Below are 23,941 nucleotides of genomic sequence, written 5' to 3'. Positions count from 1 at the left end.
ATGCAGTTTACTTGAGGGTAAACTGCATGCCATGATCATTTTAACTTTTTGAGTAATATCGGTTAACTATCAATGTCGCTAACCTTCTTGTTCAGCAAGCGGGAGGCGCGCCAGTAGATCAGCAGCATCAGACCCATGACGATGGTCAGCGTAATGCTGGTGGCAGCACCGAACGGCCAATCGCGGATGTTCAGGAACTGAACTTTAATCACGTTGCCAATCAGCAGGTTTTTCGCCCCGCCCATTAAATCGGAAACGTAAAACAGCCCCATTGCGGGCAGCATAACCAGCAGGCATCCGGCGATAATTCCCGGCATCGTTAACGGAATAATGATGCGGGTGAAGGTCTGAAGTTTACTGGCGCCCAAATCGCGCGCGGCTTCCAGCAGCGGTTTATCGAGCTTTTCAATGCTGGAATAGAGCGGCATCACCATAAACGGCAGCAGGATGTACACCAGGCCGATAATCACCGCGCTGGGGGTAAACATGATGCGAATGGGGGTATCGATCACGCCGAGCCACAACAGAAATTCGTTGAGGTAGCCCTTGGTACTGAGGAATATTTTGAGTCCGTAGATGCGAATAAGCGAGTTGGTCCAGAACGGAACAATCAGCAGGAACAGCAGCAATGGACGCACTTTTTCCGGCAGTTTCACCAAAAACCAGGCAAACGGATAGCCGAGCACCAGACAGGCGAGCGTGGCAATCAGCGCCATATTGAGGGAGTGAACCAGTACCTCAAAATAGAGCGGATCGAGCAGGCGTGTATAGTTTTCCAGCGTAAAGACCATTTTGACGAAATTGGCATCGTCGCGGATCAAAAAGCTGGTGCCGATGATCATCAGGTTGGGCAGAAAGACAAATAACACAAGCCAACCGACAATGGTGACGATCACCACACTCTGGAATTTACTTGTGTTCTTCATCAGCCAGTACGACCTCCCAGCTTTCTACCCAGTTAATCGCCATTTTCTGGTCGAGAGAGTGGTCAAAGTCAGGATCGTCTTCGTTGAAGAATTCACTGACCATCACCATCTTGCCATTTTCCAGTTCCACAACCGACTCCAGCGTCATGCCCTTGTAGTTGCGTTCACGCACGTAGCCGATCAGGCCTTCGATATGATTGTCGTCGTTGATTTCATCAACGCGCAGATCTTCAGGGCGTAACAGGACGTGCAGCTTCTGCCCGGGAATCACCGCGAAGTTGACATAAATATTGCACTCACGACCTTCAACGTTAGCACGAACGCGCTGTTCGTCCAGACGTTCTATCACCGTCGCGTTAAACATATTGATCTCACCGATAAACCCGGCGACGAACAGATTTTTCGGCTCTTCGTAGATTTCGCGCGGCGTACCGTCCTGCTCAATCTTGCCATCGCGCATCACCACGATACGGTCTGACATGGTCAGCGCCTCTTCCTGATCGTGAGTGACAAAGACAAAGGTGATACCAAGCTTACGTTGCAGCGCTTTCAGTTCGTTCTGCATCTGCTTGCGTAGTTTGTAGTCCAGCGCAGAGAGAGATTCGTCTAACAGGAGTAAACGGGGTTTATTGACCACCGCTCGGGCAATCGCTACGCGCTGCTGCTGTCCACCGGAGAGTTGATGCGGTTTTCGCTGGGCGAACTCTTCCAGTTGCACCATGCGCAGAGCTTCGGTAACGCGGGGAGGAATGTCGGCTGCGGGCGTTTTTTGCATGCGTAAGCCAAAGGCCACATTCTCAAATACGGTCATGTGGGGAAATAACGCATAGCTTTGGAAGACGGTGTTCACGTAGCGGTTTTCCGCCGGAACGTGAGTGATGTCCTGGTTGTCCAACATGATATGACCGGAATCAACCGTTTCCAGACCGGCAATCAGGCGAAGAACGGTTGTTTTACCGCAGCCAGAGGGGCCAAGCAGCGTGAGAAACTCGCCATTATTGATGGTCAAATCCAGGCTGGAAATCACCTCTTTGCCATCGAAACTTTTGCGAATTCCCGCTAATTGCACCAGTGGAGAAAGCGAACGCGGTTGTTTATTCAATTTTTTACTCTGTCCCATGTAAACGCAACGGATGGCTGACCGCTGCGGGGTTCGTGGTTAACCACCTTGATGACTCTTAATGAGGGCCGTTATTCTACGGCAAACCATTGTAATCGCCAATCCTTGTTGCGAATTACTGACTTAGCCCTATAGTCAGAGGGGATGTCAGGGCGAAATATTCTCACTTGCGGGGATAAAAGTGACCTGACGCAATATTTGTCTTTTGTTGCTTATTGATAATGTTGTCACAAAAAGTGAGGGTGACTGCATGGATAAACTACTTGAGCGTTTTTTACACTACGTGTCGCTGGACACCCAATCAAAATCGGGCGTGCGGCAGGTACCCAGCACCGAAGGACAGTGGAAGTTATTACAACTGCTCAAACAACAGCTCGAAGAGATGGGGCTGGTTAACATTTCACTGAGCGAAAAGGGGACGCTGATGGCCACGTTGCCCGCTAACGTTGCTGGCAATATTCCCGCGATCGGCTTTATTTCCCATGTGGATACCTCACCGGATTTCAGCGGTAAAAACGTTAATCCGCAAATCGTTGAAAACTATCGCGGCGGCGATATTGCGTTAGGCATTGGTGATGAAGTTCTGTCGCCGGTGATGTTCCCGGTGCTGCATCAACTTCTGGGTCAGACGCTGATCACCACAGACGGTAAAACGCTGCTGGGCGCGGATGATAAAGCTGGCGTGGCGGAAATCATGACCGCGCTGGCGGTGCTCATCCAAAAAGATATTCCGCACGGTGATATCCGCGTGGCCTTTACGCCGGACGAAGAGGTTGGTAAAGGGGCGAAGCATTTTGACGTTGCGGCATTTGATGCGCAGTGGGCCTATACCGTTGACGGCGGTGGCGTGGGAGAGCTGGAATTTGAAAACTTCAACGCCGCGTCGGTTAATATCAAAATTGTCGGCAACAATGTGCATCCCGGTACCGCAAAAGGGGTGATGGTGAATGCGCTGTCGCTGGCTGCTCGTATTCATGCTGAGGTTCCGGCAGACGAAAGCCCGGAAACGACGGAAGGCTACGAAGGCTTTTATCATCTGGCGAGCATGAAAGGGACGGTCGATCGGGCGGATATGCACTACATCATCCGTGATTTTGACCGCAAGCAGTTTGAAGCGCGCAAACGCAAGATCATGGAGATCGCCAAAAAGGTCGGCAAAGGGTTACACCCGGATTGCTATATCGAACTGGTGATTGAAGACAGCTACTACAATATGCGCGAAAAAGTGATTGAGCATCCGCACGTGCTGGATATCGCTCAGAAGGCGATGCGCGATTGCGATATTGAGCCGGTGCTGAAGCCTATTCGTGGCGGCACCGACGGCGCGCAGCTGTCGTTTATGGGATTACCGTGTCCGAATCTGTTCACCGGAGGCTACAACTATCATGGTAAACATGAGTTTGTAACTCTGGAAGGAATGGAAAAAGCGGTGCGGGTGATTGTACGTATTGCGGAATTAACCGCAAAGCAGCAGTAAATTTATCGATAGATGCCGGATAGCGCGTTGCTTATCCGGCCTACAGTATTTCACTCCAGAAGTCCTGATAGGACGCGCTAGCGTCGCATCAGGCACCGTTCGTATTATCCTTCGAAGAACCAGTATCCGCTGTTTACCAGTGCGGCAAGCATGGCAAGGAAAGACGGATCTTCCAGCGCATCCTCAAAGTTCTCGGCCGTCAGAACAATATGGCTGGCAAGCGCTTCCAGGGCAGGGCGATGCGGTGAATCAATTTTCTCACCGTTGGCGTAGACGTCATCGCCGATGCGCAATACGCGCAATCCGCCCAGACGCACTAACACATCCCCTTGCTTCAGGGCATCGTAAATTTCGTCTGGTTGATACGGCGGCTCCGGCGGAGCAATATCCAGCTCATGACGAGACTGAGATATAAACTCGCCAAACCACTGCTGGAAATGTTCCGGCTGATTAATCAGTCCAAGCATCATTTCACGCAGCTTGTCCATTTCCTGCGGCAGAACGTCAGCCGGATGATCGCGCGGCGGCAGGTCAGGATCGCTGTAATACGTGCTGCCCAGCTCACGTTGCAAAACGTAATCGGCGAAGCCGCTGATCAGTTCGCGGGTATTCGGCGCGCGGAAACCGACCGAATAGTTCATGGCGTTTTCCAGCGCATAGCCTTCGTGCGGGAATCCTGGTGGAATGTACAGGATATCGCCGGGTTCCAGCTCTTCATCGATGATGGCTTCAAACGGGGCGACCTGCAGCAGGTCCGGGTGAGGGCAGTGCTGCTTCAACTGCAGTTTTTCGCCCACGCGCCAGCGACGTCGACCGGTTCCCTGAATGATAAACACATCGTACTGATCAAGATGTGGGCCAACGCCGCCACCGGGTACGGAGAAGGAGATCATCAGATCGTCAATCCGCCAGTCCGGCAGTTCGCGAAACGGACGCATCAGCGCGGCGGTGGGTTCATGCCAGTGATTGACCGCCTGTACCAGCAGCGACCAGTTGTTCTCGCCGAGATGATCATAGCTTTCGAACGGACCGTGGCTAACCTGCCATTTACCGTCCTGGTGGCTGACGAGTCGGCTGTCGACTTCGCTTTCCATTGCCAGTCCAGCCAGTTCGTCAGGAGAGAGTGGATCAATAAAGTTGTTAAACCCGCGTTTTAAGACCACCGGGCGTTTCTGCCAGTGGCGTTCAAGAAAATCGGGCCAGTTAAGTGTGAGTTGGTATTCCATAATGAGCATCCCGCAGGCTGGTATCTGCAACCGATTATAACGGATACTTAACCGCAAGCGGGAAATCAGTACATATTTATTACATGCGGCGATTACTCGTCTATCTGCCCCGGCTGCTGGCGGCCAAAAATAACTTCCATGCGCGCGCCACCCAGCAGGCTATCGCCTGCAATAATCTGCCCGTCATACTGTTCGGTGATTTCTCGCGCCACCGCCAGTCCAACGCCTTGACCTGGCCGTAGCGTATCGACACGCTGTCCACGGTCAAACACCACTTCCCGTTTGCTTTGCGGAATACCAGGACCATCATCTTCAACCAGAATGTGTAGCTGATCCTCGGACAAATGCGCTGAAATCTCGACAAACTCCAGACAATATTTACATGCGTTATCCAGCACGTTGCCCATCACTTCGACAAAATCGTTCTGTTCGCCCACAAAACTGATTTCGGGTGAGATATCGAGATTTATGTTGACGCCTTTACGCTGATACACCTTATTTAGCGCCGAGGTGAGTTTATCCAGCAACGGCGCGACCGGATGCAGTTCGCGGCTAAGCAGCACGCTGCTACCACGCATGCTGGCGCGATGCAGGTAATAGCCAATCTGCTGGGAAATACGGCTGATTTGTTCCAGCATGATGGGTTCCGCGTCGCTTACGTTCATTTTTTCATTACGCATCGAGCGGAGCGTACTCTGTAATACCGCCAGCGGTGTTTTCAGGCTATGGGTGAGGTCTGTTAACGTCGTACGGTATTTGTCGTAGCGCTCGCGTTCGCTTTTTAAAAGTCGATTAAGATTGCGGACCAGGCTGGTCAGTTCGCGCGTGGTGGCGGGGTTTAGCATCTCTCGATGATGTTCCTCAAGCTCACGGACTTCACGCGCCAGCGATTCGATAGGCCGCAGACTCCACCAGGCGGCTACCCATAACAGCGGAATGACCAGCAACAGATTGGCGACCAGCACATAAATAAACCAACTCCAGACCATATACGAGCGCTTTAGCTCAATAGGAATGGTATCGACAACCACTATGGTCAACTGTGGCATTCTGGCAGTGGCGGGGTAGACGTTCACGGCGACCGAGTGGGTCATTTCGGCATCGTCGTCATCTTCTCTGACTTCTTTTAGCTGCTGCTGAGCGGAGTGATCTTCGCCCAGTAAGGTGCTGGTGGCATCTACATTGGCTTCAATCTCATGAAAACCGTTCGCTTTTAGCCATTCCGGTTGGATACTGTGCGTCAGCCAGGGAACATTGCGCTGCGCCCACAACAACTCACCGTTTTCGTTATAGATCAGCGACATTGTTGGGCTTTGCATATCGAGATTCTCGGGCAGCTCGACGTTTATCTTACCGTTCTCCCATTTTGCCAGGGTATAGAACAGGTTACTTTCACCCCGCAGCAGGCGGAACGTTGTTTTATCAAAGCTGACGCTGTAGCCCACCAGGGCAACCATGCCGTAGGCCAGCGAAAGCACCAATACCACGCCTGCGGTTGCCAGTAAAAAGCGCAACCGCAGTGATAACGGGAAAAAATGACGCAATAATTTATTCATTAGCGCAGTTCAAAAAGATATCCCTGGCCACGCACGGTGGTGATGACATCATCCGGGTATTGCGCCTGTATTTTTTTACGCAGACGCCCCATCAGAACATCAATGGTGTGGCTTTCACGCAGCTCGGCATCCGGGTAAAGCTGTAACATGAGCGAATCTTTACTGACCACTTTGCCGTTATTACGGATAAGTGTTTCCATAATGGTGTATTCGAACGCCGTGAGCTTGATAACTTCATCATTGACGGATAACTCGCGTCGAGAGAGGTCCACCTGGAAAGGAGGAAGAGAGATAATCTGCGATGCCAGACCGCTGTTGCGACGCATAAGTGCCTGCATGCGCGCAGCCACCTCTTCGATATGAAACGGTTTGGTGACGTAATCGTCGGCTCCGGCGCTGAGTACTTCCACCTTGTCTTGCCAGCCTTCACGCGCGGTTAACACCAGAATCGGCAACGAAACCTCATTGCTGCGCCAACGGCGGATCAATGACAAACCGTCTTCATCGGGGAGTCCTAAATCAACGATCGCGATATCCGGCAGATGTTCATTCAGATAATAGTCCGCTTCCTTCGCATCTTCTGCATCATCCACCTGATGCCCTAAATCCTGTAACTGAACCTTGAGGTGGTGGCGTAATAAAGCATTATCCTCGACAACCAGTACGCGCATCATCGTTTCTCCCTAAAATAACGGTATAAATAGTTTAACGCTGATTATGTGGATTGAAAGCAGCGCTATGAAATTAAATAACTTTTCTCATGCTCCCCTGCCCGTGGGGGCGTCCTGGGGGCAATGCCGTTGGCATCTGATTGTTCAGCATGTTGACCTGATCCTGGTTCATGTCGCCAATCCACTTGGAGTAAACCTCGTACACCATTCGCGCATCTTCATGTCCCATCTGACTCGCTATGAATGACGGATTCGCTCCGGCCATCAACGTCCAGCATGCGTAGGTATGCCGTGACTGATAAGGATTCCTTTCGCGGATATTGGCAAGTTTAGTGCCTCGCATCCAGCCATAGGCAATCGAGTTCTTGGAGAAGTAACTGCCTTTTTTTGACGAATATGCTGTCGGTGAAAAAACGAAGCGAAGAGATTGCTGCTCAGTTTTTCCGATCTCCCGATGGTGAAATCGAATTTCTTGCTTCGGATTAGCGCCGGTGACTTCGTATTGTTCCTTCAGTGCATCCAGAGCAGGTTTAAGCAACGTTATCGTCCTTATTCCGGCATCTGTCTTAGGGGGTACAAATACTCGCTTATTCGTCAAACTTCTGGATACGTGGATTTCACCTTTTACCAAATCAATGTCTTCCCATGCCAGGGCGCATATCTCGCCCGGCCTCATCCCCGTATGTACGGCAACAATAATGATTAATGCCTGGCTACGGGGAAGGGCGGCTATCAGAGCCTGGTACTCATGAAGTAAAAGTGGGTCGGGATCATTTTTAGATAACTTGAGTCGCGACACTCCTTCATAAGGAGCATGCAATATAAACTGGCTTCGGTTTGCGAGCTTAAGCATTTCTGATAAAACTGCCATCTGTTTATTGACTGTTGAGGGCGCGCGGCCCTGCCGGGCCAGATTCGGCATTGCCGGGTTAATAATTGTCCCGGTCAATAACTCCTTTCGGTAATGCAAAATATCGGCATGCTCAATATCTACCAGACGGGTATTTTCTCCGACTACACGCAGTAACGTATTTACGACCGAAGTAAGCGATAGCAGTGTTGCACCAGATACCTCTAAGGCTTTGGTGTCTGTAAAAAAATCACTCAGTTCTTTAAACGTGGTGATTTTTTTGGTTGTGATGAACTTCTTAAGCGCTTTGGATTCCGGGAAACGTTCCGCATAGTCGAACTTACCGAGCTGTATTTCACTTGTTATGAGCGCGCGAAGATTTCCAGCTTTTTTGATGTTGCTGCTGTTCACCGTCCAGCCGCGAAGGACTTCGCGGCAACGTTTGCCGCGATAGGTAAATGTGATCCGTATTTTTCCATTATGCAGCTCAACGCCGGTTGGAAAGTCCATCATGCATCCTGTACTAATTGGTTAATCTTTGGATAGTTGTACCAAAGCAGACCTTTAGAATTGTCAGTTTCCCCGAGAGCTGTCAGATGTTTGAAATGCACGCCTTCGATCCACAAATTCAACCGATAACTTTTAATTTGTCTTTCCGACAAGCCGGTCTTTTCTGTTAGTCGCGCTTCAACCATCCACTCTTCGCTGAAAATGAGTTGCGACATACATAACTCCAATGCCGCCAGCCACAACAGTACATGCTGTAGCTGGCGAATATTGATAATCAAAAATCAGTAGTTGGTATTGCCTTTCGTTTTTGGCACTGTTTTTTCTTGGGTTTCATGCTCGGCTGTATAGCGCGCTGACGAACTGGTGGCCGCGTGAAAACATGTTCACTTATGCGCCTGCGTTCTCCCATTCGCCATAAATGCCAGGACGTCCAGTCACATCCATCATCACAGATGTGCAGAGAACGGATCAGGGCTTCATCGCCGGTTAAATTCTCTGTCACTGTTCCGCCTCCGCACTTATAACCCCTGCGGCCAACGCTGCGGCCATGTGCGGCAATTCGTCAAAATCGCCGCGGCATGCCGGGTTTGCACACATCCCTTGCAGCGCTGCAAGCGTCAGTTGCTGGCGATAGGTGAGGGCAATCGGGGCAGGTTTTGGCGCAAATACTGTTTCTGGGTCCTTTTTCGGCTTAACGGTAACCACGGGAGGATCCATCTCCACCGGTTTTGGCGGTTCCGGGCGACGATATTCCACGATCGCATCTAGGGCGATTTTCTGACGTACGGCAGCATCATCAGACCAGCTATCAAGAATTGTCGTTGCGACATCGTGAACTTCTTCGTCGCTGAAATTGGGCGACAGACAAAATTCAGTGGTGGCAATATCGATGATCAGCAGAGGAAGAATGTCAGCGATAATATGACCGGTACATGTCACAACGCCTTCCGCTTCTTCTTTACCCATAATGTCGGTACGTCCGGAAAGCAGATCGTTCAGCGCGTGGGCAATCTCAATTTCATGAGCATCCAGAAGTTGCCGGTAGTCTTCCTGTTCGGTCACTTCCGTTTTTTCGCCCTCATTTGAGGCGCTATTGGCAAATGCTGCATCCAGGTCCCTGTCGAGTTCTGCAGCGCGAGCCGGGCAGACAGCTGGTGGTAAATTTTCGTCCTGTAACGTCTGTTCGGTTTTACTATCAGATTTTGTTCCATCATTTTTTTGTGGCAGCGGAGCAGACGTACGGCCGCAGGCAATATCAACAATCAGTGAACTCGGATTAGCGTGATCGGACTCAGTCAGGTTTTTATTGATGTACTCGCGCAGTTTTACCGGATCCCGGTAGATATCCTCCGGAGAGGATTTAATGAGGGCAATAATTGCTGCGCGAGAAAAATCCAGAATACCGGGCGTGCGGCGTAACTGTTTCCACCACGCCGTAAAACGCTCATCGGTGCCGGTTTCTTCCATCTTTTTTGCGCGCTCATGAACAGCATGTGGCAGTTCGTAGATGTCGAAATCCATAGCAATACCCAGAATACCAATGCAAACCTCGCGGCGCAGGGTTGCCAGCGTATGTGTAAGAACCCGGTCGGTTGGGTTACCGCCGCCGAGCGTACAGTCAGATTCGGTGTGAGTCTCGTCTCCGGTTTCAGGTTCGCCAGCTTTAAGTTTTACTGGCTCACGTTTATCCGCTGGCGTGTCCAGCCATTTGGTAAACAGGTTCTTATAGTCTGGCCATTTCGCATTGTCGCGCGCCTTCTGACGCACCCAGGCCAGGCATTCGGTCTGTTTCTCAGGAAGCAGGGCAAGAACGCGGGGTTCTTTGGCGATAGCCTCCGCCTGTTCACGTAAAGAGTTAAATTCATCATCATTCAGCATGTCGATTAACTGACCATACTGAGAAGGGTTGACTTCATCAATGGCACCAAACACCGTGAGGCAGTATGCACGGGCCAGCACATCAAGTTCTTTCACCGGCTTCATTTGCTCTTCCGGCGCGCCAGCATTAAGTTGTTCATTATCGCCAGCAAGCTCTGGTTCAACCATAACGCGCTCTGGTTCGCCTTTTTCAGCATTCCAGATAATGTCACTGGTGAAGAGGTCGGTATAGAACTGCCCTTCAACAGTGCAGAACATTCCTTCCTCTACTTCCCATACCTTGGGAGCAAAATAATCATCAGCATAATCTGGCGCGAACTGTATAAAATCCGCATGCAGTAATGTTTTTGCTATTGTTTTATTCTTGGCTTGTTTAAAAGCAACATAAATCGGAAGCGTACTATCTTTTTCAAGTGCGCTTTTTTTTGGTTCGAATCTCCCGCCAAAATTTTTTAATCCAATTGTCATAATAACCTCAATAATATTTATGTGAATGGCGTGCATTGCTTCTGCTTAAATTACAGCGCCGTGGTTCATGAATTTGTTTGTAGGAGATAGCATGCTCAAGGCTACAGAAATAAGCAGTGACTACTCTCTTATTCATTCTTTTTGTTGATTTATACATGGAGTCATCAGAACTCCATTTTTTGCAATACGGACAGCACTCAAGTGTCACTTACCCTCCCTGCATTGCTGGCTATGACAGGGCCATCATTGATGGATATAGTTAGCCCTGCCAGTTAAGGCATAAATAAAAAATCTCTTAATTGTTTGAAGTTATCGAAGGGGGTAAATAAAAGTTCAGCGTAAAAATTCGCTAATATTAACCCTCTGGTCGTTAACTATTTTTGTCATTACTTTGATGAAGCACATATCCAGCACCGCCTCATCTTTGTATTTTTTAACACCGGTTATATCAGCCACAGCTTTTTTATATTCAGCTTCAGCTGTACGTTGGGCAATATCTTCGCTGGTAAATTTAACCATTGGCACGCACCATCCTGAGTAAAGATTCTGTGTGATCGAGAGCTGCCTTCTGTTGTTCGTACAATGCCTCAAGTTCAGCTGTAAGGCAGTCGCGAAAAGCAGGAACGGTTAACTGATGAATAAAATTACTTACTGAGCTTTCCACATCAGGATCCCCGTCCGGTATAACTGGCTGTGAATTTTTCATAAACCCTCCGGTAAAAAAGGTGCCCATCCTGGGAGATGGGCAAAGACCACGCAGCACACACAGCAACTAATCACATCTGCAAGCGCACTCCGCCTGTTTCAGACCTGTCACCCATTACTGGTAAGTGAAGGAGTGCGCTTGCATGTTGTTCCCTGAAAAAGCTGGTGGTGGCCGGATACATACGGGAAAACACCGGGCCGCCAGAACAGGGTTCTACTTCTTATTGCTTTGGCCTGCTTTTAACCACATCAGGCGCGGTGGATCCTGCTATTCCCCAACAGTCAGGAATGCGATAATCTGGATACCCCCAATAGTCATAAGGAACTGAGATGCAACATCTTGATTACGAAGAGAAGCACATGCCGATTCAGCAAAGGCCACCGGCTCCACCAAAAGAAGACTGAGGTGTTATATGAACCGAGACGATTTGGAGTTTGATATTAACTATTCGTATTTCATTGAAAAAATGAATTACACCCTTCTGAACCGAATAGATAAAAGTATTACCCTTATACTTATCGTCTTGGGCTTTTCTGTCTTTGCTCCATTCAGCAATATGTTTATTTTTGGTGTTTCTGTTGCCGTTCTGTCTGTACTTCAGCTGGTTTATCAATTTGGGCAAGAAGCGGGTTTATCTAAGGAGCAAATGAGGCAATACAAGCGTTTACTTGTTGAATTCTCAATTCTTCCTGATGATGAACTAAGAGCCAGATATCTGAAGATCCAGGACGCCGACAGTAACCCTTGGCGGTCGCTGCAAGATGCTGCATTTAAGCGAACCTGCATCGCACTGGGACGTAATGATGATTCTGAAATATCATTCATACACAGCGTGATTGCTTGGATTTCGGGTGACCTGCCCCGAACAAAAAAGGTGAAAAAAGATGTCAAAACCCGTGCCGATAATTCCTAACCATGTTCCCCCGAAACCCAGACCACCAGCACCTAAAGGATGAGATATTACTGATGGACCACACATCTCCTCATCCAGATAGACATGGACACGTACCTACACAACCACGTCCTCCTGTACCACCAAGTAAATAAAAAATTACCTTGGTTGGGGTACCCTGATTGTTAAAGAGCGAAGCGTCCAGTGGGGCGCTTTTTTTTGTTTCTGGCCCTGTATCGCCAGGGTAAGCGGAACATTTTGATTCTGAGTAATCACTGCGTGTGGTTACTTGATGACATGAGATTAACTAAAGGTAATTTAAATGGCAAGAGTAAAAATAACAAAAGTTAAGTTGTGAGGTGTAAAAAAACGCAAGCCATTGACTGACTTGCTATTTTTTATTTGTCTGGGATTTTCTAACTTTTAGAAGTTCTTCAAAGAGGCGGTTAAAATTTTCAACTCTTGCTTCTAACTCATTGAGATAGGACTCTTTTTCTGATTCAGGAAGAGAATCAAACAAATCTAAAAGACGTTGCTGCCGTTCATCTAACGCCGTAGGAAGTGACTCCACTGGGGTGGGGATTTGTTCTTCATCACCGAAAAGTAACCAGGTCGGAGAACAGCGCAGCGCAGTACTTAAAGCAAAGAGACTTTTCCCCTTCGGCTCAGTTTGGCCGCTTTCCCATTTGAATACGCTAACGCTGGACTTCTTAACCAGATCAGCAAGCTGCTGCTGTGTTAGTCCAAGCTCTTTGCGCCGGGCGGCGATGCGATCACTCAAGGTTTCAATTTTCATAAGCCTAATATAAGTTAACTTGACATAACTTTTGTTAGTATTTATTTTGCTAACATTAGTTATGCGGAGGACGCATGTTCACAGAGACAGTGATTAAGTTTTTTGGCTCCAAAGCTGCCGTTGCGCGAGCGCTTGGTATTTCTCAGGTCGCGGTCACCCGATGGGGGAGCGCCATTCCTGAAAAGCGAGCAGTTAGGTTAGAGCGTCTAACAGGTGGAGTTCTGAAATATGACCCGTTGTTTTATGAAAACCAGGATAAAGCAAAGAAAGGGAGAAAATTGAACGATGAAAATCAATGAGATCAAATTGCTGGCCATCGAGCTGGAAGAGTGGGCTATGAAAGATGGCAGGAAAGGGGGCTGGAAAAAGATAGTCCCGCTAATTACAGCGCATCACTACGGTGATTTGCTGGATAACCTGGCGGATATCGTCGACCCGTCAGAGTTTGCGCGCCGCCTGCATAACAACACGCAGATCATCCAGCGGGCATTTCGAAATGACACGCCGAACTATCGTGGTCAGGCAGCTGCGCTGGCGCCAGCAATCAGAGCTGCGATGGATGCAGAGCTGGCTGGTCAGCATGACTTACATAACCTGGTGGCTATTGCGAACCGCGAGTGCATAGAGGCGACCAGCGCGGTGCTGACTGGTAAGCCAGTGCAGGTAATCCGCAAAGAAACGGCAGAGGCAATTCAGGCGCTGGCCGATCTCATTCCCGGAGTCAGCATCCAGTTTAAACATATCAGCCCGCACGCGGTGTAACAGGAGACTCCCATGCTTGCCCAGGAATTAGTAGACCGCATGAAAAAAGCGATGAAGCACAGAGTACCGGCGGAGACAGTCGATCGCAGCGCTGAACTGATTCCGGGGATGAAATACCGCAACGAACGCGGACGCATGGTGACGGTAATGAGAGTTTCTCATCTTCGGGTTATGTACCGATACGAAGGTTATCAGGACATCTGCGAGACAGGCCGGAGAGAGTTTGATTTGAAATTTAGAAAGGTGCAGTCGTGAGCAGCAAATTACACGGTCTTGTTTGGGAAGGATGCGCTCCTGCTGGATTGGGAATTTCCCGCGTTGCGCTTATGGCCCGCCTGGCTGATTACAGCAATGCTGACGGCATATCGTGGCCAGCGATTGAGACGCTCAGGATTGAGATCGGAGCTAAAAGCGATACGACAATAAAAACTGCTTTAGCTGAGCTTGTTAAGGGCGGCTGGATTAAAAAAACAGAACGCAAGCTGGGCGGCAGAAATCTGACAAATGTTTATCAGATTGATATCGCAAAACTTGAAGAAGCGGCAGCAGAGGGGCGTAAAAAAATACGGGAAGAGAGAGCCCAAAAGAAAGGTTCCCGTTGCCTGCCAGCAGGGAAGGAAGATAAGGCGTCAATTTTTGACCCGTCAAATAATGGCCCCTTAAAGGAGGATAGTAAGGGGGCAGATTTTGACCCGTCAAAAATTGAGGGGTCAAAAATTGGTGAAAACAGCGATTTAACCCCCCCAAAAATCGACCCCGATCCGTCATTAAAACCTGATCCGTCATTAAACCCCACACATAACACGCGAGGGGAAGAGGTCGAACCAGTTAATAACAACCCGGTTCCTGAATACCCTGGACAACCTGGTATGAATTTTCCCGCCGGAGAGTCATTTGGGAAGGTCCCAATGACCATTGACTGGAAACCGTCGGCTGACTTCCGCCAGCGCGTTGGATTCTGGGGCATAACGATCCCGGATGGACTGAACCTCAGAGCCGAGCTGAACAGCTTCATTGCCTACTGGCAACCAGAGAACAAAGTTTTTTACCAGTCGCAGTGGGAGCAGAAATTTGCCCGCCACCTGCAACAGGCCAAACCCACTAAACCGCGAGGTAACTCACATGCAGGACTGGATCCAAACTCCACAGCAAACGCAGCTGTACAGCGAGCACGCGCAGCACGCGCTGCACAACTCCGCGCTCGAGGAGAAGGCCTGGAAGTTCTGGGTTCTCATGCTGGAAATTTACTCCAGTCGATGGGAAACCAAAAACGGATCGGCTCCGTCGGACCTATGGATTGCTCAGATTGGGAATTTGACCAGCGACCGGATGACGAGCGTCTGTAACGCGATGGTTGCTCGCTGTGCAGCGGGTAATTCATGGCCACCTGACCTGGCTGAGTTCGTGACGCTGGTGGCTGACTGTGACGGTGGGAAGCTTGGACTGAAGGTTTCGGACGTTATGGCGGAATACAGGAACTGGCGCAACGAATCTTACCGTTACGCCAGCACTGAGGAATATTTCATTGCCCGCGAATGTAATCCGGTCCTGTACCAGATTTGCACTGAACTTCGCCGAACTGGGGTTGAGCGACAAATGACGCAACCCGAGCTGGAGAGACTGGCAGCGGACCAACTGGCGAAGTGGGAAAAACACCTGGAGGACGGCAAACAGATCCCTCCGGTAAGAAAACAGATTGCGGCGCCACTCCATCCGGCAGGACCGACACCCGCGCAGCAGCTGCTTGAAGAATACAAACGGCGTAAAGCGGCTGGCTTAATTTAACCAGGAGAATTTTATGGAAACCATTTTAGACGTACTGAAAGCGATGGAAAAAGCGACTGCCCGTGAAATTGCGGCGCGCATGAAAATTGAGCCTGCGGCGGTGATCGGGATGCTGCGTGAACACGAAGAACGTAACGAGGTTGTTCAGGCTAACGGGTACTGGAGAGTTGCTACCGGGGAAGTTAAATCACAGCCTGAAGTGATCAGTTCTGTCAGCAAAGCGCCGGCAAGTGTATCAGTCAGCGACGTCATCGCATTACTGGCGAAACATGGACCACAGACATCCCTTGAGCTGGCAACACTGGCAGGTATTGAGTCAAAACGTGTGGCGCCAATGCTGACCCACCACATGACAAAAGGGCGGATCATCCGCGAAAAAGTGGGCAGTAAGTTTGTTTATTCGGTGCCGGCCGCTGGGCCAGTGAAAAACAAAAGCTCTGCACAGCGGGAACCGGAGATATCAACTCCACCGGTACCAGAAAAATCTGTCACTGAAATTGTTGGGGAAATCCCCGCTTTCGTCAGCCGTCCTGACGATCTGCTGATCCCAACGGTACGCGGTATCTCAAGTGAGATTCGCCGCACGAAAGCGAAGCTGGCCAACCTGGAAAAACTTCGTGAAGCCGTTCGTAGCATTCGCAAACATGGCGCGCTGATGCAGGAGCTGGCGCAATGAAACAGAGCGAATTACCACGCTGTCCGGAGTGCGGGAACATGCCTGAGTATGCGTTGAAGTCCAATCATATGGGGTGGGTATGGGGCGGATTGAAATGCCCGTATGACCATTATCGTGTGAGTTTGAACGGCCCAGCCGGCAGCCGCGCACAGGCAGAAAAAAAGCTGGCTCCACAGTGGGTTGAACTGGTTGAAAAAGCTAATCAGGGAACATCGAAATGAGCAAATCCGCAATGAAATATTTGGTTAGAGCCTGGAATAAAGAGCTGAAAAAACCAGAGTGGGGTATGGGGATGTGTAGGCACCGTAAAGACTGTGCGCGTAGTTGGGCCGCAGTAACTCTTGGCGCCGTTGAGTCATGGCATGAAGTTGTTGATAGTCAGGACTCGGCTGATGCAGTTGTAGCGGAAGACGTAAGCAGTTGGAATGATTAAATGACTGAACACGCTATTTTAGGCATTTGCTCCGGCTCCCAGATATAAGCAAGACACCCGCGCCGTATTCGCTGATATTCGCGCTGAGGAGCACGATTTGTGCTACGGTCACCGCTTGGTTATCTCACTGCGTGTGACAGCCAAGAAATGCAGGTTCTCTGATGGTAAAATTCGAACTCAACTGCAGGCGGAAATGGTGACTATTGATGGAGGATTAAGTATTACTTATTGTTATTCATATGGTTAGCATGTTTTCATTTTCACTCTACTCACCAAAGTTGTATATGTATATAATAACAGGATATTGTGACGGAGAATCTTGTGAACATTCAAGCTGTAGACATCTTTTGTGGGGCTGGCGGGTTAACTCTTGGTTTGAAAACTGCCGGAATTGAAGTGACTCATGGAATTGATATTGATGAGTCATGTCGATATCCCATTGAGAAAAATAATAAAAATACAAGGTTTGTTCATCAGTCAGTAACAGACATATCGTCTGATGAAGTATCATCAATGTTTAATCAAGATTGCATCAGACTGCTTGCAGGTTGTGCCCCGTGCCAACCTTTTTCGAAGTATCGTAACCCCAATAGTCGTAAGGATGATTCTAAATGGCGGTTGTTACGAGAGTTTGAAAGACTAGTGGTTGATATATCACCTGAACTTGTAACTATGGAGAATGTGCCTCAGTTACGAACGCATGCTGTATTCCTAAATTTTGTAAAATCATTAAAAAAGCAGGGGTATCACGTTTGGTACAATGTGGTTAATTGTTCGGATTATGGTCTTCCGCAAAATAGGAGACGCTTAATCCTCATTGGTTCTCGTCTGGGAGAGATAGAGTTCGATCAGCCAAAAGTTGAACGAAAAATAACAGTGAGGGATGTCATCGGGAATTTACCCAAAGTAGAGGCTGGAGAAAAATTTGGTGATGATGCATTGCATTGTTCTCCAAAGCTACGTGAGTTGAATCTCAAAAGGATAATGCATTCTTTGCCTGGTGGTACTTGGGATGATTGGCCTGAAGACATTCGGGCTAATTGTCATAAAAAGGATTCTGGTATGACCTATAAAAGTGTTTATGGTCGCATGGAATGGAATGATACAAGTCCGACGATCACAACTCAATGTTATGGCTATGGTAATGGCCGGTTTGGTCATCCCGAGCAACATAGGGCTATCACGTTGCGAGAGGCAGCGATTTTGCAGTCATTCCCATCAAATTATAAGTTTTTGGATAAAAATAAAGCTTTTTCGTTTCAAAAGCTGGGCACAATGATAGGGAATGCTGTTCCTCCAATCATTGGCCAAGCTATTGGTGAAACCTTTATAAGGCATGTTGAACGGATAGATACCCGCTTGTAGCAATATATTCTTCGGTTGAACTTATCAGAAGTCGTAAATAAGTATCAATCCTTTGGGCCCGCTGAGATACTTCCTCAAGTGTATCAAGTTGGCCCTTTTTAGAGAAGCTTGTATTGCCATGAGCAAGATCGTTACGTATGTCCTTAAGTAAATCCAAATCAATTCCATTTCGACATTCAGGCGAATCAGCTACTGTTATTCCATATGCTTGGGTAATTCTATAAATAACAGGTTTGCTAATGTTTCCATTAAATTCTTTTCTAATATTCATCGAGGCTTTTATTATCTTTTTTGAGATGTCACTACCGATTTTTTTATACAGAGATTGTCCGTTTTCATTATCTGAAACAATACGATGCAGTATGCTTACTTGAAATTTTTCCTTAAGAGATGAATACAATACGTTATTATCACTTAAATGATCATAAACTGATTCAATGCATCCACGTGCCGTGCTCTCAACCTGATTATAGAGCATCATATGAACAGATGACTTAATTATGTTGATTCTGTTTTGCCATGATGTTATTTTATCTAATAATGTTAATTCATTTGAATTCTCAATTTTTGCATTTAACTCAGAAGCTAACGATAGCATTTCAAAAATATCATTAGCTCTCTCTTCATATTCATATCTTAGATCTTCAAGAGCCATGTCAAACCCCTAGTAATTTATCTCTAACATAAAAAATTCTATTTTTGAGTTGAGATGAATTATTTGCACTATCAGCAGTTACTGTTGCCTCAAATTCTTTGTCAAATAACCATTCGCTCACTGGGTATACAGGAGCGGTAAGATGTGGATTTTCACGTAAGGCTAAGGCTGTACCTACAGCAATAGCTTCGTATCTTGCTCTGGGGGTGGTTTTGCTTGTAGGTGTTTTTTTGAATCCCATAGGGAAATGATCATTAACGAAATTCAACATATGGTCGAATTCATCTAAATAAGATTTTACGTTATGGTCTGTTACATCTTTTGCTTGATTGTTTAAATAATCATCAATAAATGGGGCAACGAAACCTTTATAATTATCTAAATTATTAACATATGCAAAAAACCGTAATACTAGTTCCCTGTGATCCCCATTTGACCGTTTACGATCAGAAAGAGGAGCTAACTCAGCAAATAAATCATTTTCAGAGCAAGGAGTAACTACTTTTTTATAAAATACAGAGGCAGCTGCATCTGAGCCATGCCTAACTTCCATCGCTTCTAATCTTTTGACTCCAGAGTTAATTCTTTCGAAGAGGTCTCTACGATGTTGTTCTTCTACGTCACCTTTTAACTCTATGAATCTTAAAGAGGCTCTTAGAAAACGACGCTGTCTGCTTGCTAATAGGTCTGAAAATTTGAAACCTTCGAGGCACTTTAGCTCTTTCAAATCCTGAAGCTCAAACTCATCATTCCAAAAATAATATATTGAACGAATTCGTTGGGAACCATCTATAATTTCTACGCGCCCATCTAATTCGGGATCTTCGTTAACTACATCAGCTATATACAAATATGGAATAGGGAAGTCTAATAAGATACTTTCAATAAATCTTGATGCAGTTTTAGAGTCCCATTTATAGTCTCTTTGATAATCTGGTATGAATAATTCATTTTTATCTAAATCAAGATTTTCGCTAAATTTCTGTAAAACAACTTCGACAGTCCACTCTCTAACATTATAACCGATGTTTCTTTGTGCAAGTCTTATTTCATTATCAGCTTGAGCAATGAATGAAGTAATTTCAGCAAGTTTTCTGGATTTCCCTGACTCATCTATCTGTTGCTTAAGTTCGTCTTTTAACTGCTTTAATGTTGTCATTTAACTTTCCCTTAACGTCAAAAGTAATATTGTAAGAAATATCTAACGGGTAAGCAAAATCTATCTTGCGTCGAAAAGCACTAAATAGCTGTGCGGAAGAGTATGCCACTTTCGGTTATCCCTCGCATGGCTGACATCAAGGCTGTTTCATCGGCCTAACCGTGCTTTGGGCTTAAGATGTGTTGCCCATGCGTAACATGCGACCCGTCAGTAAACGGAAGATGTAGCGGTATTAGGTGCAGCAGCTATTTAGAAAGGTTTGGCTTATCGATCCCAATGATAAGCACTGCTTTTTTATAAACTCCTCATGCTCGGAAAAACTTAGGCGATACAACGGCATGGCTTTGGCGAAATGTGCTATTAACCACTTGAACGTGATGTTTAATAGGTATACTGTATGGATGTACAGTGTATCAAGGCGGAGGGAATCATGAAGGTTGAAATTACAATTGATCACACTAAGAAGCTTCCGAAAGGAGCTGTGCCAGCGCTTGAAAAGGAACTTTTGCGTCGAATCAACCAGGACTATTCAGACTGTAAATTAACGATACGTCGAACCGGTTCTGATGGATTAAGTGGCATCGGAGGCGAAAAAAGCGATAAAAAATGTATTGAAGAAATCCTTCAGGAAACGTGGGAAAGTGCGGATGAATGGTTTTTTAACTGATCACCCCTCGCAGGCAGCCTTGGCCGCCATTTGTTACGCCTGATTGCCAAATTTCTCGTTGCGCTACTGCTAAGAAGCAATTTCCGTTGGCTTAACGGTTTGGATATCACCGCAAGGGGCATCTCATGCAAATTCCGGATGATTTAATTCCCGGACTGCCGGAGCATACTGGCCCGGTTCTGATTTATATCGTAAAGGGCAGGGCAGAAAGGGGATTCGCGCTGCGCAAAGATGAATTTGTTACGTCGTTGCGGGCGCTGGATGAAGCAAGAAAGAAAGCTGGTCTTCCTGTTTCAGATGCCTGATAAGTTGAGTTATACTCAAATACGGGTCTGAACAGCCCGCTGAGTAACACTGCGCCAACCCGGAAATCACGATGGCGCATAAAACTGAATTACCCCACTCACATCGTTTCTTCACAAACGGTGTCTTTGTTCGTGCTGGTGGTACGGCATGAGCAGAACAAAAAATAAATCTGAAAAACTCCACCTTTCCCGAGTAGCCGGGCTGGGCTGTATTGTCTGCAAAAACCTGAAGCAGGGTGAAACTCCAGCAGAAATACATCACATCCGAACTGGTCAGGGAGTTGGCCAGCGCGCTGACAATTTCGAAGTTATTCCTCTTTGCCCAATCCATCACCGCCAGGGCGGATACGGCATAGCCATTCATGCTGGCCGCCAGTCCTGGGAAAACAATTTCGGTACTGAAACAGAGTTGCTGGTGCAGGTTCTCTACGAACTGGGGGAATCAGCGTGAGTATTATTTATGGTTCAGTATGTAGTGGAATTGAGGCAGCAAGTATAGCGTGGGAGGTTTTGGGCTGGCGACCGTCATGGTTCTCTCAGTTCGATCCTGAACACAATTATAAAAACGGTCCAGATTTCCCATCTGCTGTTCTGGCGTATCGCTGGCCGCACGTAACAAACCTCGGTGATATGACAAAAATCGCCGCAGCAATACGGCGCGGAGAAATCCAGGCACCAGATGTTCTGGTAGGTGGCACACCGTGCCAGGCATTCAGCATCGCTGGTCTGCGTATTGGTCTGACTGATTCTCGCGGTCAATTAACTCTCGCCTTTGTTGAACTGGTAAACGCAATAGATGAAAAACGAAGAGAACAGGGAAAACCTCCCGTCATTGTCGTCTGGGAAAACGTACCCGGAGTATTCAGCAGCAGAGATAACGCTTTCGGATGTTTTCTTGCAGGGCTTGCCGGTGAAAGCTGTGAACTGGAATCACCAGGGAAAAAACGGACAAACGCTGGTTATGTGCTGGGACCAGAAAGGGCTATCTGCTGGCGAGTGCTCGACGCTCAATTTTTCGGAGTGGCCCAACGACGCCGCCGTGTGTTTGTTATCGCAAGCGCTCGAGGGGATATCGATCCCGCAAAAATACTTTTTGAGTCCGAAGGCATGCGCCGGGATACTCCGCCGCGCCGAAAAGCGGGGAAGGGCATTACCGCAAATACTGGGCGTCGCATTTCTAACGGTAGCCACTGGGATGGGGAATATAATCCACATCCAACCCTCAACCAGTCACACAACATCGGAGGCATAGGTCAAAGCAACCAGGAATTATTCAGCCAGCGCGGAGGTGGAATCGTTGGTGTCTTTCGCATGCGGGCATTTGGTGATTATGTTAATGATGAAACCGCATCCACTGTTAAAGCGCGCGACCATAAAGATGCAACCGATCTCACTGTGACTTATTCAGACGTCAGTAGAACGTTGCTTGCCAAATCAAATGACAGCATGGCTGAAGATTTGGATACCTATGCCATTCACGGCACACAAGACCCAGACACAAACATTAATTTTGCTCATACGCTGGGACGAAATCACGGGCAGGAAAATGCAGTTGCTTATGCCTTCAAGGCTGGTCAAGGCGCAAAAGCGGGTGGCATTGGCTGGGCAGAAGAACAATCCCCAACTCTGACCGCCGCCAGTAGCGGATCGAATTTATCCCCTTCAGTAATGAAAGACATGGCCGTTCGTCGCCTGACACCAGTTGAGTGCGAGCGTCTGCAAGGCTTCCCCGATAACCACACTTTAATCCCCCGTGATAAGCGTAAGCAGATCACTGCTGATGAATATGCTTACGTGCGCCATCACAACCCAAAAATAACTGCAGAAGAAGCCTACCGACTGGCGAAAGATGGTCCGCGCTACAAAGCGATCGGCAACAGTATGGCTGTACCGGTTATGCGCTGGATCGGTAAAAGAATCAAGGAGGCTCTTGATGCCTGAATATCCAATTACACCCGTCGGTAAGCCCATAATGACGCGCGCTGACAAATGGAAAAAGCGCCCCGAGGTTCTGCGTTACCGGGCTTTCTGTGATGAAGTTCGTCTGCAGGGTATTGAGCTGCCGGAAAGCGGTTCGCATGTCACCTTCATTCTTCCGATGCCAGCGAGCTGGAGCAAAAAGAAACGGGCTGAGTTCAACGGTAAACCACACCAGGCTAAACCTGATTTCGACAATATGGTGAAAGCCCTGATGGATGCCATTTACGAAAATGATGCTCATATATGGGATTCACGGGTATCAAAATTATGGGGAGAAACCGGGAGAATAATTATTGAGGAGCTAAAAGCATGACGCCACGCCAACGCAGACTAAAACAGTCAGCATTTGAAAAAGCAGCAACTGCGCCGCGTAAAAGCTGGCTGGGTAAATGTATTCTCCTTACGGGGATTCAGTCCGGATGGATTAAATCCCTGCTCACAACATGGGGCGAAGGTGTAGGAGGAAATACTGCACCCCGTATGCCGCGGGGCCATGCATGTTGGAATGTGATCAAAGGAAGGAACTGGTCAGATAAGGCACTGGAGCGCTTTACCGCAGCGTTAAATCAGGCGAGAGAAGAGGGATTCCGTGGACAGCAGGCAATGAACAGGGCACATAGCATTCTCTGGCCGCAGTCATCCGCTAGTGTGATTGATGAAGCCCTGCATAATGATGATGTCGATTTTGTTGAGCAATGCGTACTGCAGGCGCTGGATATTAATGATCCGGTTTATGTGGTCGGTCTTCAGTATTACACCACCCGAAAAAAAATCTCAGACATAACCCGGGAGTTGCAGGCGATTGCGCCATGGTTAACTGATGGGGAGGCGAGAAAGCGCGTGCGCTGGTGCCTGGAAATATTCAGAGCAAAGGTCTTTTTGGAAGCACGCAAACTGTTATCTGAATAGACTCACTGAAATCATTTTTTAGCTATTGATGCTATTTTTTGATAATGGTGTTGAAAACGGGCCAGAAAATCAGATAATTTATTCATGCTTGGCAGAGCTGCGCCACTATGGCAGCGACAAAAAGCGAACAATTTGAACATAACGAGAACCTCGCCACAGCGGGGTTTTT

Annotated in this window: 29 protein-coding genes and 2 pseudogenes; 18 read left to right on the top strand and 13 right to left on the bottom strand. The window is 47.9% G+C overall.

Features of this window, described 5'->3' with window-relative positions; all coding sequences use genetic code 11:
- Window positions 1-62 precede the first annotated feature (62 nt).
- Complete coding sequence (gene potB, locus FDW87_RS15660) at window positions 63-926, bottom strand: spermidine/putrescine ABC transporter permease PotB (RefSeq protein ID WP_137379919.1); 864 nt, start codon at window positions 924-926, stop codon at window positions 63-65.
- Entirely contained in the window at window positions 910-2,046 is a 1,137-nt protein-coding gene (potA, locus tag FDW87_RS15655) for a spermidine/putrescine ABC transporter ATP-binding protein PotA (protein ID WP_016152695.1), read from the bottom strand. The genes potB and potA overlap by 17 nt, the downstream gene beginning before the upstream one ends.
- A gap of 250 nt (window positions 2,047-2,296) precedes the next feature.
- On the opposite strand from potA, the gene pepT reads away from it, so the two are divergent.
- Window positions 2,297-3,523: a peptidase T gene (gene pepT / locus FDW87_RS15650; protein ID WP_016152696.1), complete on the top strand. Its 1,227-nt coding sequence runs from the start codon at window positions 2,297-2,299 to the stop codon at window positions 3,521-3,523.
- Between the two features lie 104 nt (window positions 3,524-3,627).
- Here pepT and roxA read toward each other — a convergent pair whose 3' ends face one another.
- From roxA to FDW87_RS15610, 8 genes are all read right to left on the bottom strand, one after another.
- A complete protein-coding gene (gene roxA / locus FDW87_RS15645; protein ID WP_016152697.1) occupies window positions 3,628-4,749 on the bottom strand; it encodes a [50S ribosomal protein L16]-arginine 3-hydroxylase in 1,122 nt (373 codons plus the stop codon).
- A 92-nt stretch (window positions 4,750-4,841) separates the two neighbouring features.
- Window positions 4,842-6,305, bottom strand: a complete 1,464-nt coding sequence (gene phoQ, locus FDW87_RS15640; RefSeq protein ID WP_016156218.1) for a two-component system sensor histidine kinase PhoQ — start codon at window positions 6,303-6,305, stop codon at window positions 4,842-4,844.
- Window positions 6,305-6,976, bottom strand: coding sequence for a two-component system response regulator PhoP (gene phoP / locus FDW87_RS15635; protein ID WP_003846709.1), 672 nt, complete (start codon window positions 6,974-6,976; stop codon window positions 6,305-6,307). Before phoP ends, phoQ begins: the two co-directional genes overlap by 1 nt.
- A gap of 73 nt (window positions 6,977-7,049) precedes the next feature.
- The gene (locus tag FDW87_RS15630; RefSeq protein WP_137379939.1) at window positions 7,050-8,336 is read right to left on the bottom strand and encodes a site-specific integrase; all 1,287 of its coding nucleotides are present in this window, start codon (window positions 8,334-8,336) and stop codon (window positions 7,050-7,052) included.
- Window positions 8,336-8,551 (bottom strand): excisionase family protein, encoded by a 216-nt coding sequence (gene xisR / locus FDW87_RS15625; RefSeq protein ID WP_032943036.1) that lies wholly within the window; start codon window positions 8,549-8,551, stop codon window positions 8,336-8,338. Before xisR ends, FDW87_RS15630 begins: the two co-directional genes overlap by 1 nt.
- A gap of 283 nt (window positions 8,552-8,834) precedes the next feature.
- The gene (locus tag FDW87_RS15620) at window positions 8,835-10,472 is read right to left on the bottom strand and encodes a hypothetical protein (RefSeq protein ID WP_252363203.1); all 1,638 of its coding nucleotides are present in this window, start codon (window positions 10,470-10,472) and stop codon (window positions 8,835-8,837) included.
- Window positions 10,473-11,015: 543 nt separating this feature from the next.
- On the bottom strand, window positions 11,016-11,201 hold the full coding sequence (locus FDW87_RS15615) for a hypothetical protein (RefSeq protein ID WP_137379917.1): 186 nt from the start codon (window positions 11,199-11,201) through the stop codon (window positions 11,016-11,018).
- Window positions 11,194-11,388: a hypothetical protein gene (locus tag FDW87_RS15610; RefSeq protein WP_137379916.1), complete on the bottom strand. Its 195-nt coding sequence runs from the start codon at window positions 11,386-11,388 to the stop codon at window positions 11,194-11,196. The genes FDW87_RS15615 and FDW87_RS15610 overlap by 8 nt, the downstream gene beginning before the upstream one ends.
- Window positions 11,389-11,800: 412 nt before the next feature.
- Between FDW87_RS15610 and FDW87_RS15605 the strand changes: the two genes are divergently transcribed.
- Window positions 11,801-12,301 carry a hypothetical protein gene (locus FDW87_RS15605; RefSeq protein WP_137379915.1) on the top strand — a complete coding sequence of 167 codons (501 nt, stop codon included), beginning with the start codon at window positions 11,801-11,803 and terminating at the stop codon, window positions 12,299-12,301.
- Window positions 12,302-12,671: 370 nt separating this feature from the next.
- Here the strand turns inward: FDW87_RS15605 and FDW87_RS15600 are convergent, their stop codons facing one another.
- Window positions 12,672-13,076, bottom strand: coding sequence for a helix-turn-helix domain-containing protein (locus FDW87_RS15600; protein ID WP_087052714.1), 405 nt, complete (start codon window positions 13,074-13,076; stop codon window positions 12,672-12,674).
- A 74-nt stretch (window positions 13,077-13,150) separates the two neighbouring features.
- Between FDW87_RS15600 and FDW87_RS15595 the strand changes: the two genes are divergently transcribed.
- The 10 genes and pseudogenes from FDW87_RS15595 (at window position 13,151) to FDW87_RS15550 (ending at window position 18,097) form a co-directional block, all read left to right on the top strand.
- Entirely contained in the window at window positions 13,151-13,375 is a 225-nt protein-coding gene (locus tag FDW87_RS15595) for a Cro/CI family transcriptional regulator (RefSeq protein WP_087052715.1), read from the top strand.
- Window positions 13,362-13,838, top strand: coding sequence for a toxin YdaT family protein (locus FDW87_RS15590; protein ID WP_137379914.1), 477 nt, complete (start codon window positions 13,362-13,364; stop codon window positions 13,836-13,838). The genes FDW87_RS15595 and FDW87_RS15590 overlap by 14 nt, the downstream gene beginning before the upstream one ends.
- Before the next feature lie 12 nt (window positions 13,839-13,850).
- On the top strand, window positions 13,851-14,093 hold the full coding sequence (locus FDW87_RS15585; protein WP_137379913.1) for a DUF4222 domain-containing protein: 243 nt from the start codon (window positions 13,851-13,853) through the stop codon (window positions 14,091-14,093).
- Window positions 14,090-15,184, top strand: coding sequence for a DnaT-like ssDNA-binding domain-containing protein (locus FDW87_RS15580; protein WP_095715889.1), 1,095 nt, complete (start codon window positions 14,090-14,092; stop codon window positions 15,182-15,184). The genes FDW87_RS15585 and FDW87_RS15580 overlap by 4 nt, the downstream gene beginning before the upstream one ends.
- Window positions 15,168-15,623, top strand: a complete 456-nt coding sequence (locus tag FDW87_RS15575) for a replication protein P (protein ID WP_095715888.1) — start codon at window positions 15,168-15,170, stop codon at window positions 15,621-15,623. The genes FDW87_RS15580 and FDW87_RS15575 overlap by 17 nt, the downstream gene beginning before the upstream one ends.
- Before the next feature lie 13 nt (window positions 15,624-15,636).
- Window positions 15,637-16,299: a DUF1627 domain-containing protein gene (locus tag FDW87_RS15570; RefSeq protein ID WP_095715887.1), complete on the top strand. Its 663-nt coding sequence runs from the start codon at window positions 15,637-15,639 to the stop codon at window positions 16,297-16,299.
- Window positions 16,296-16,520: a hypothetical protein gene (locus FDW87_RS15565; RefSeq protein WP_095715886.1), complete on the top strand. Its 225-nt coding sequence runs from the start codon at window positions 16,296-16,298 to the stop codon at window positions 16,518-16,520. Before FDW87_RS15570 ends, FDW87_RS15565 begins: the two co-directional genes overlap by 4 nt.
- 11 nt (window positions 16,521-16,531) lie before the next feature.
- Window positions 16,532-16,732 (top strand): hypothetical protein, encoded by a 201-nt coding sequence (locus FDW87_RS15560; protein ID WP_233598318.1) that lies wholly within the window; start codon window positions 16,532-16,534, stop codon window positions 16,730-16,732.
- Window positions 16,733-16,859: pseudogene (locus tag FDW87_RS22765) on the top strand (class I SAM-dependent methyltransferase); the annotation flags it as partial.
- Between the two features lie 194 nt (window positions 16,860-17,053).
- A complete protein-coding gene (locus FDW87_RS15550) occupies window positions 17,054-18,097 on the top strand; it encodes a DNA cytosine methyltransferase (protein WP_095715892.1) in 1,044 nt (347 codons plus the stop codon).
- On the opposite strand, the gene FDW87_RS15545 is transcribed toward FDW87_RS15550, so the two are convergent.
- Together FDW87_RS15545 and FDW87_RS15540 are read right to left on the bottom strand one after the other, a co-directional pair.
- Window positions 18,060-18,752, bottom strand: coding sequence for an MAE_28990/MAE_18760 family HEPN-like nuclease (locus FDW87_RS15545; protein WP_095715884.1), 693 nt, complete (start codon window positions 18,750-18,752; stop codon window positions 18,060-18,062). The two genes, FDW87_RS15550 and FDW87_RS15545, sit on opposite strands and share 38 nt — an antisense overlap.
- A 1-nt stretch (window position 18,753) precedes the next feature.
- Window positions 18,754-19,911, bottom strand: coding sequence for a DUF262 domain-containing protein (locus tag FDW87_RS15540; protein WP_095715883.1), 1,158 nt, complete (start codon window positions 19,909-19,911; stop codon window positions 18,754-18,756).
- 430 nt (window positions 19,912-20,341) lie between these two features.
- On the opposite strand from FDW87_RS15540, the gene FDW87_RS15535 reads away from it, so the two are divergent.
- The 6 genes and pseudogenes from FDW87_RS15535 (at window position 20,342) to FDW87_RS15510 (ending at window position 23,772) form a co-directional block, all read left to right on the top strand.
- Complete coding sequence (locus tag FDW87_RS15535; RefSeq protein WP_168726101.1) at window positions 20,342-20,578, top strand: DinI-like family protein; 237 nt, start codon at window positions 20,342-20,344, stop codon at window positions 20,576-20,578.
- Window positions 20,579-20,703: 125 nt separating this feature from the next.
- Window positions 20,704-20,883, top strand: a complete 180-nt coding sequence (locus FDW87_RS15530; protein WP_048214404.1) for a hypothetical protein — start codon at window positions 20,704-20,706, stop codon at window positions 20,881-20,883.
- A gap of 148 nt (window positions 20,884-21,031) precedes the next feature.
- Window positions 21,032-21,334 (top strand): Ref family recombination enhancement nuclease, encoded by a 303-nt coding sequence (locus tag FDW87_RS15525; RefSeq protein WP_095715881.1) that lies wholly within the window; start codon window positions 21,032-21,034, stop codon window positions 21,332-21,334.
- 2 nt (window positions 21,335-21,336) lie between these two features.
- Window positions 21,337-22,815 (top strand): annotated as a pseudogene (locus FDW87_RS15520) (DNA cytosine methyltransferase); the annotation flags it as partial.
- A 1-nt stretch (window position 22,816) separates the two neighbouring features.
- Window positions 22,817-23,176: a RusA family crossover junction endodeoxyribonuclease gene (locus FDW87_RS15515; RefSeq protein WP_137379911.1), complete on the top strand. Its 360-nt coding sequence runs from the start codon at window positions 22,817-22,819 to the stop codon at window positions 23,174-23,176.
- The gene (locus FDW87_RS15510; protein ID WP_137379910.1) at window positions 23,173-23,772 is read left to right on the top strand and encodes a hypothetical protein; all 600 of its coding nucleotides are present in this window, start codon (window positions 23,173-23,175) and stop codon (window positions 23,770-23,772) included. The genes FDW87_RS15515 and FDW87_RS15510 overlap by 4 nt, the downstream gene beginning before the upstream one ends.
- Window positions 23,773-23,941 lie beyond the last annotated feature (169 nt).

The organism is Citrobacter sp. wls826 (assembly GCF_005281245.1).
Lineage (GTDB): Bacteria > Pseudomonadota > Gammaproteobacteria > Enterobacterales > Enterobacteriaceae > Citrobacter > Citrobacter braakii.
The sequence above is the reverse complement of the archived record's forward strand: the minus strand, read 5'-3'. Positions and strand labels throughout refer to the sequence as shown.

What these genes read in the sequence shown, in the direction of transcription:
- potB (WP_137379919.1), bottom strand. Translation starts at nt 926, where the DNA reads ATGAAGAACACAAGTAAATTCCAGAGTGTGGTGATCGTCACCATTGTC.
- potA (WP_016152695.1), bottom strand. Translation starts at nt 2,046, where the DNA reads ATGGGACAGAGTAAAAAATTGAATAAACAACCGCGTTCGCTTTCTCCA.
- pepT (WP_016152696.1), top strand. Translation starts at nt 2,297, where the DNA reads ATGGATAAACTACTTGAGCGTTTTTTACACTACGTGTCGCTGGACACC.
- roxA (WP_016152697.1), bottom strand. Translation starts at nt 4,749, where the DNA reads ATGGAATACCAACTCACACTTAACTGGCCCGATTTTCTTGAACGCCAC.
- phoQ (WP_016156218.1), bottom strand. Translation starts at nt 6,305, where the DNA reads ATGAATAAATTATTGCGTCATTTTTTCCCGTTATCACTGCGGTTGCGC.
- phoP (WP_003846709.1), bottom strand. Translation starts at nt 6,976, where the DNA reads ATGCGCGTACTGGTTGTCGAGGATAATGCTTTATTACGCCACCACCTC.
- FDW87_RS15630 (WP_137379939.1), bottom strand. Translation starts at nt 8,336, where the DNA reads ATGGACTTTCCAACCGGCGTTGAGCTGCATAATGGAAAAATACGGATC.
- xisR (WP_032943036.1), bottom strand. Translation starts at nt 8,551, where the DNA reads ATGTCGCAACTCATTTTCAGCGAAGAGTGGATGGTTGAAGCGCGACTA.
- FDW87_RS15620 (WP_252363203.1), bottom strand. Translation starts at nt 10,472, where the DNA reads ATGTTCTGCACTGTTGAAGGGCAGTTCTATACCGACCTCTTCACCAGT.
- FDW87_RS15615 (WP_137379917.1), bottom strand. Translation starts at nt 11,201, where the DNA reads ATGGTTAAATTTACCAGCGAAGATATTGCCCAACGTACAGCTGAAGCT.
- FDW87_RS15610 (WP_137379916.1), bottom strand. Translation starts at nt 11,388, where the DNA reads ATGAAAAATTCACAGCCAGTTATACCGGACGGGGATCCTGATGTGGAA.
- FDW87_RS15605 (WP_137379915.1), top strand. Translation starts at nt 11,801, where the DNA reads ATGAACCGAGACGATTTGGAGTTTGATATTAACTATTCGTATTTCATT.
- FDW87_RS15600 (WP_087052714.1), bottom strand. Translation starts at nt 13,076, where the DNA reads ATGAAAATTGAAACCTTGAGTGATCGCATCGCCGCCCGGCGCAAAGAG.
- FDW87_RS15595 (WP_087052715.1), top strand. Translation starts at nt 13,151, where the DNA reads ATGTTCACAGAGACAGTGATTAAGTTTTTTGGCTCCAAAGCTGCCGTT.
- FDW87_RS15590 (WP_137379914.1), top strand. Translation starts at nt 13,362, where the DNA reads ATGAAAATCAATGAGATCAAATTGCTGGCCATCGAGCTGGAAGAGTGG.
- FDW87_RS15585 (WP_137379913.1), top strand. Translation starts at nt 13,851, where the DNA reads ATGCTTGCCCAGGAATTAGTAGACCGCATGAAAAAAGCGATGAAGCAC.
- FDW87_RS15575 (WP_095715888.1), top strand. Translation starts at nt 15,168, where the DNA reads ATGACGAGCGTCTGTAACGCGATGGTTGCTCGCTGTGCAGCGGGTAAT.
- FDW87_RS15570 (WP_095715887.1), top strand. Translation starts at nt 15,637, where the DNA reads ATGGAAACCATTTTAGACGTACTGAAAGCGATGGAAAAAGCGACTGCC.
- FDW87_RS15565 (WP_095715886.1), top strand. Translation starts at nt 16,296, where the DNA reads ATGAAACAGAGCGAATTACCACGCTGTCCGGAGTGCGGGAACATGCCT.
- FDW87_RS15560 (WP_233598318.1), top strand. Translation starts at nt 16,532, where the DNA reads ATGAAATATTTGGTTAGAGCCTGGAATAAAGAGCTGAAAAAACCAGAG.
- FDW87_RS15545 (WP_095715884.1), bottom strand. Translation starts at nt 18,752, where the DNA reads ATGGCTCTTGAAGATCTAAGATATGAATATGAAGAGAGAGCTAATGAT.
- FDW87_RS15540 (WP_095715883.1), bottom strand. Translation starts at nt 19,911, where the DNA reads ATGACAACATTAAAGCAGTTAAAAGACGAACTTAAGCAACAGATAGAT.
- FDW87_RS15535 (WP_168726101.1), top strand. Translation starts at nt 20,342, where the DNA reads ATGAAGGTTGAAATTACAATTGATCACACTAAGAAGCTTCCGAAAGGA.
- FDW87_RS15530 (WP_048214404.1), top strand. Translation starts at nt 20,704, where the DNA reads ATGCAAATTCCGGATGATTTAATTCCCGGACTGCCGGAGCATACTGGC.
- FDW87_RS15525 (WP_095715881.1), top strand. Translation starts at nt 21,032, where the DNA reads ATGAGCAGAACAAAAAATAAATCTGAAAAACTCCACCTTTCCCGAGTA.
- FDW87_RS15515 (WP_137379911.1), top strand. Translation starts at nt 22,817, where the DNA reads ATGCCTGAATATCCAATTACACCCGTCGGTAAGCCCATAATGACGCGC.
- FDW87_RS15510 (WP_137379910.1), top strand. Translation starts at nt 23,173, where the DNA reads ATGACGCCACGCCAACGCAGACTAAAACAGTCAGCATTTGAAAAAGCA.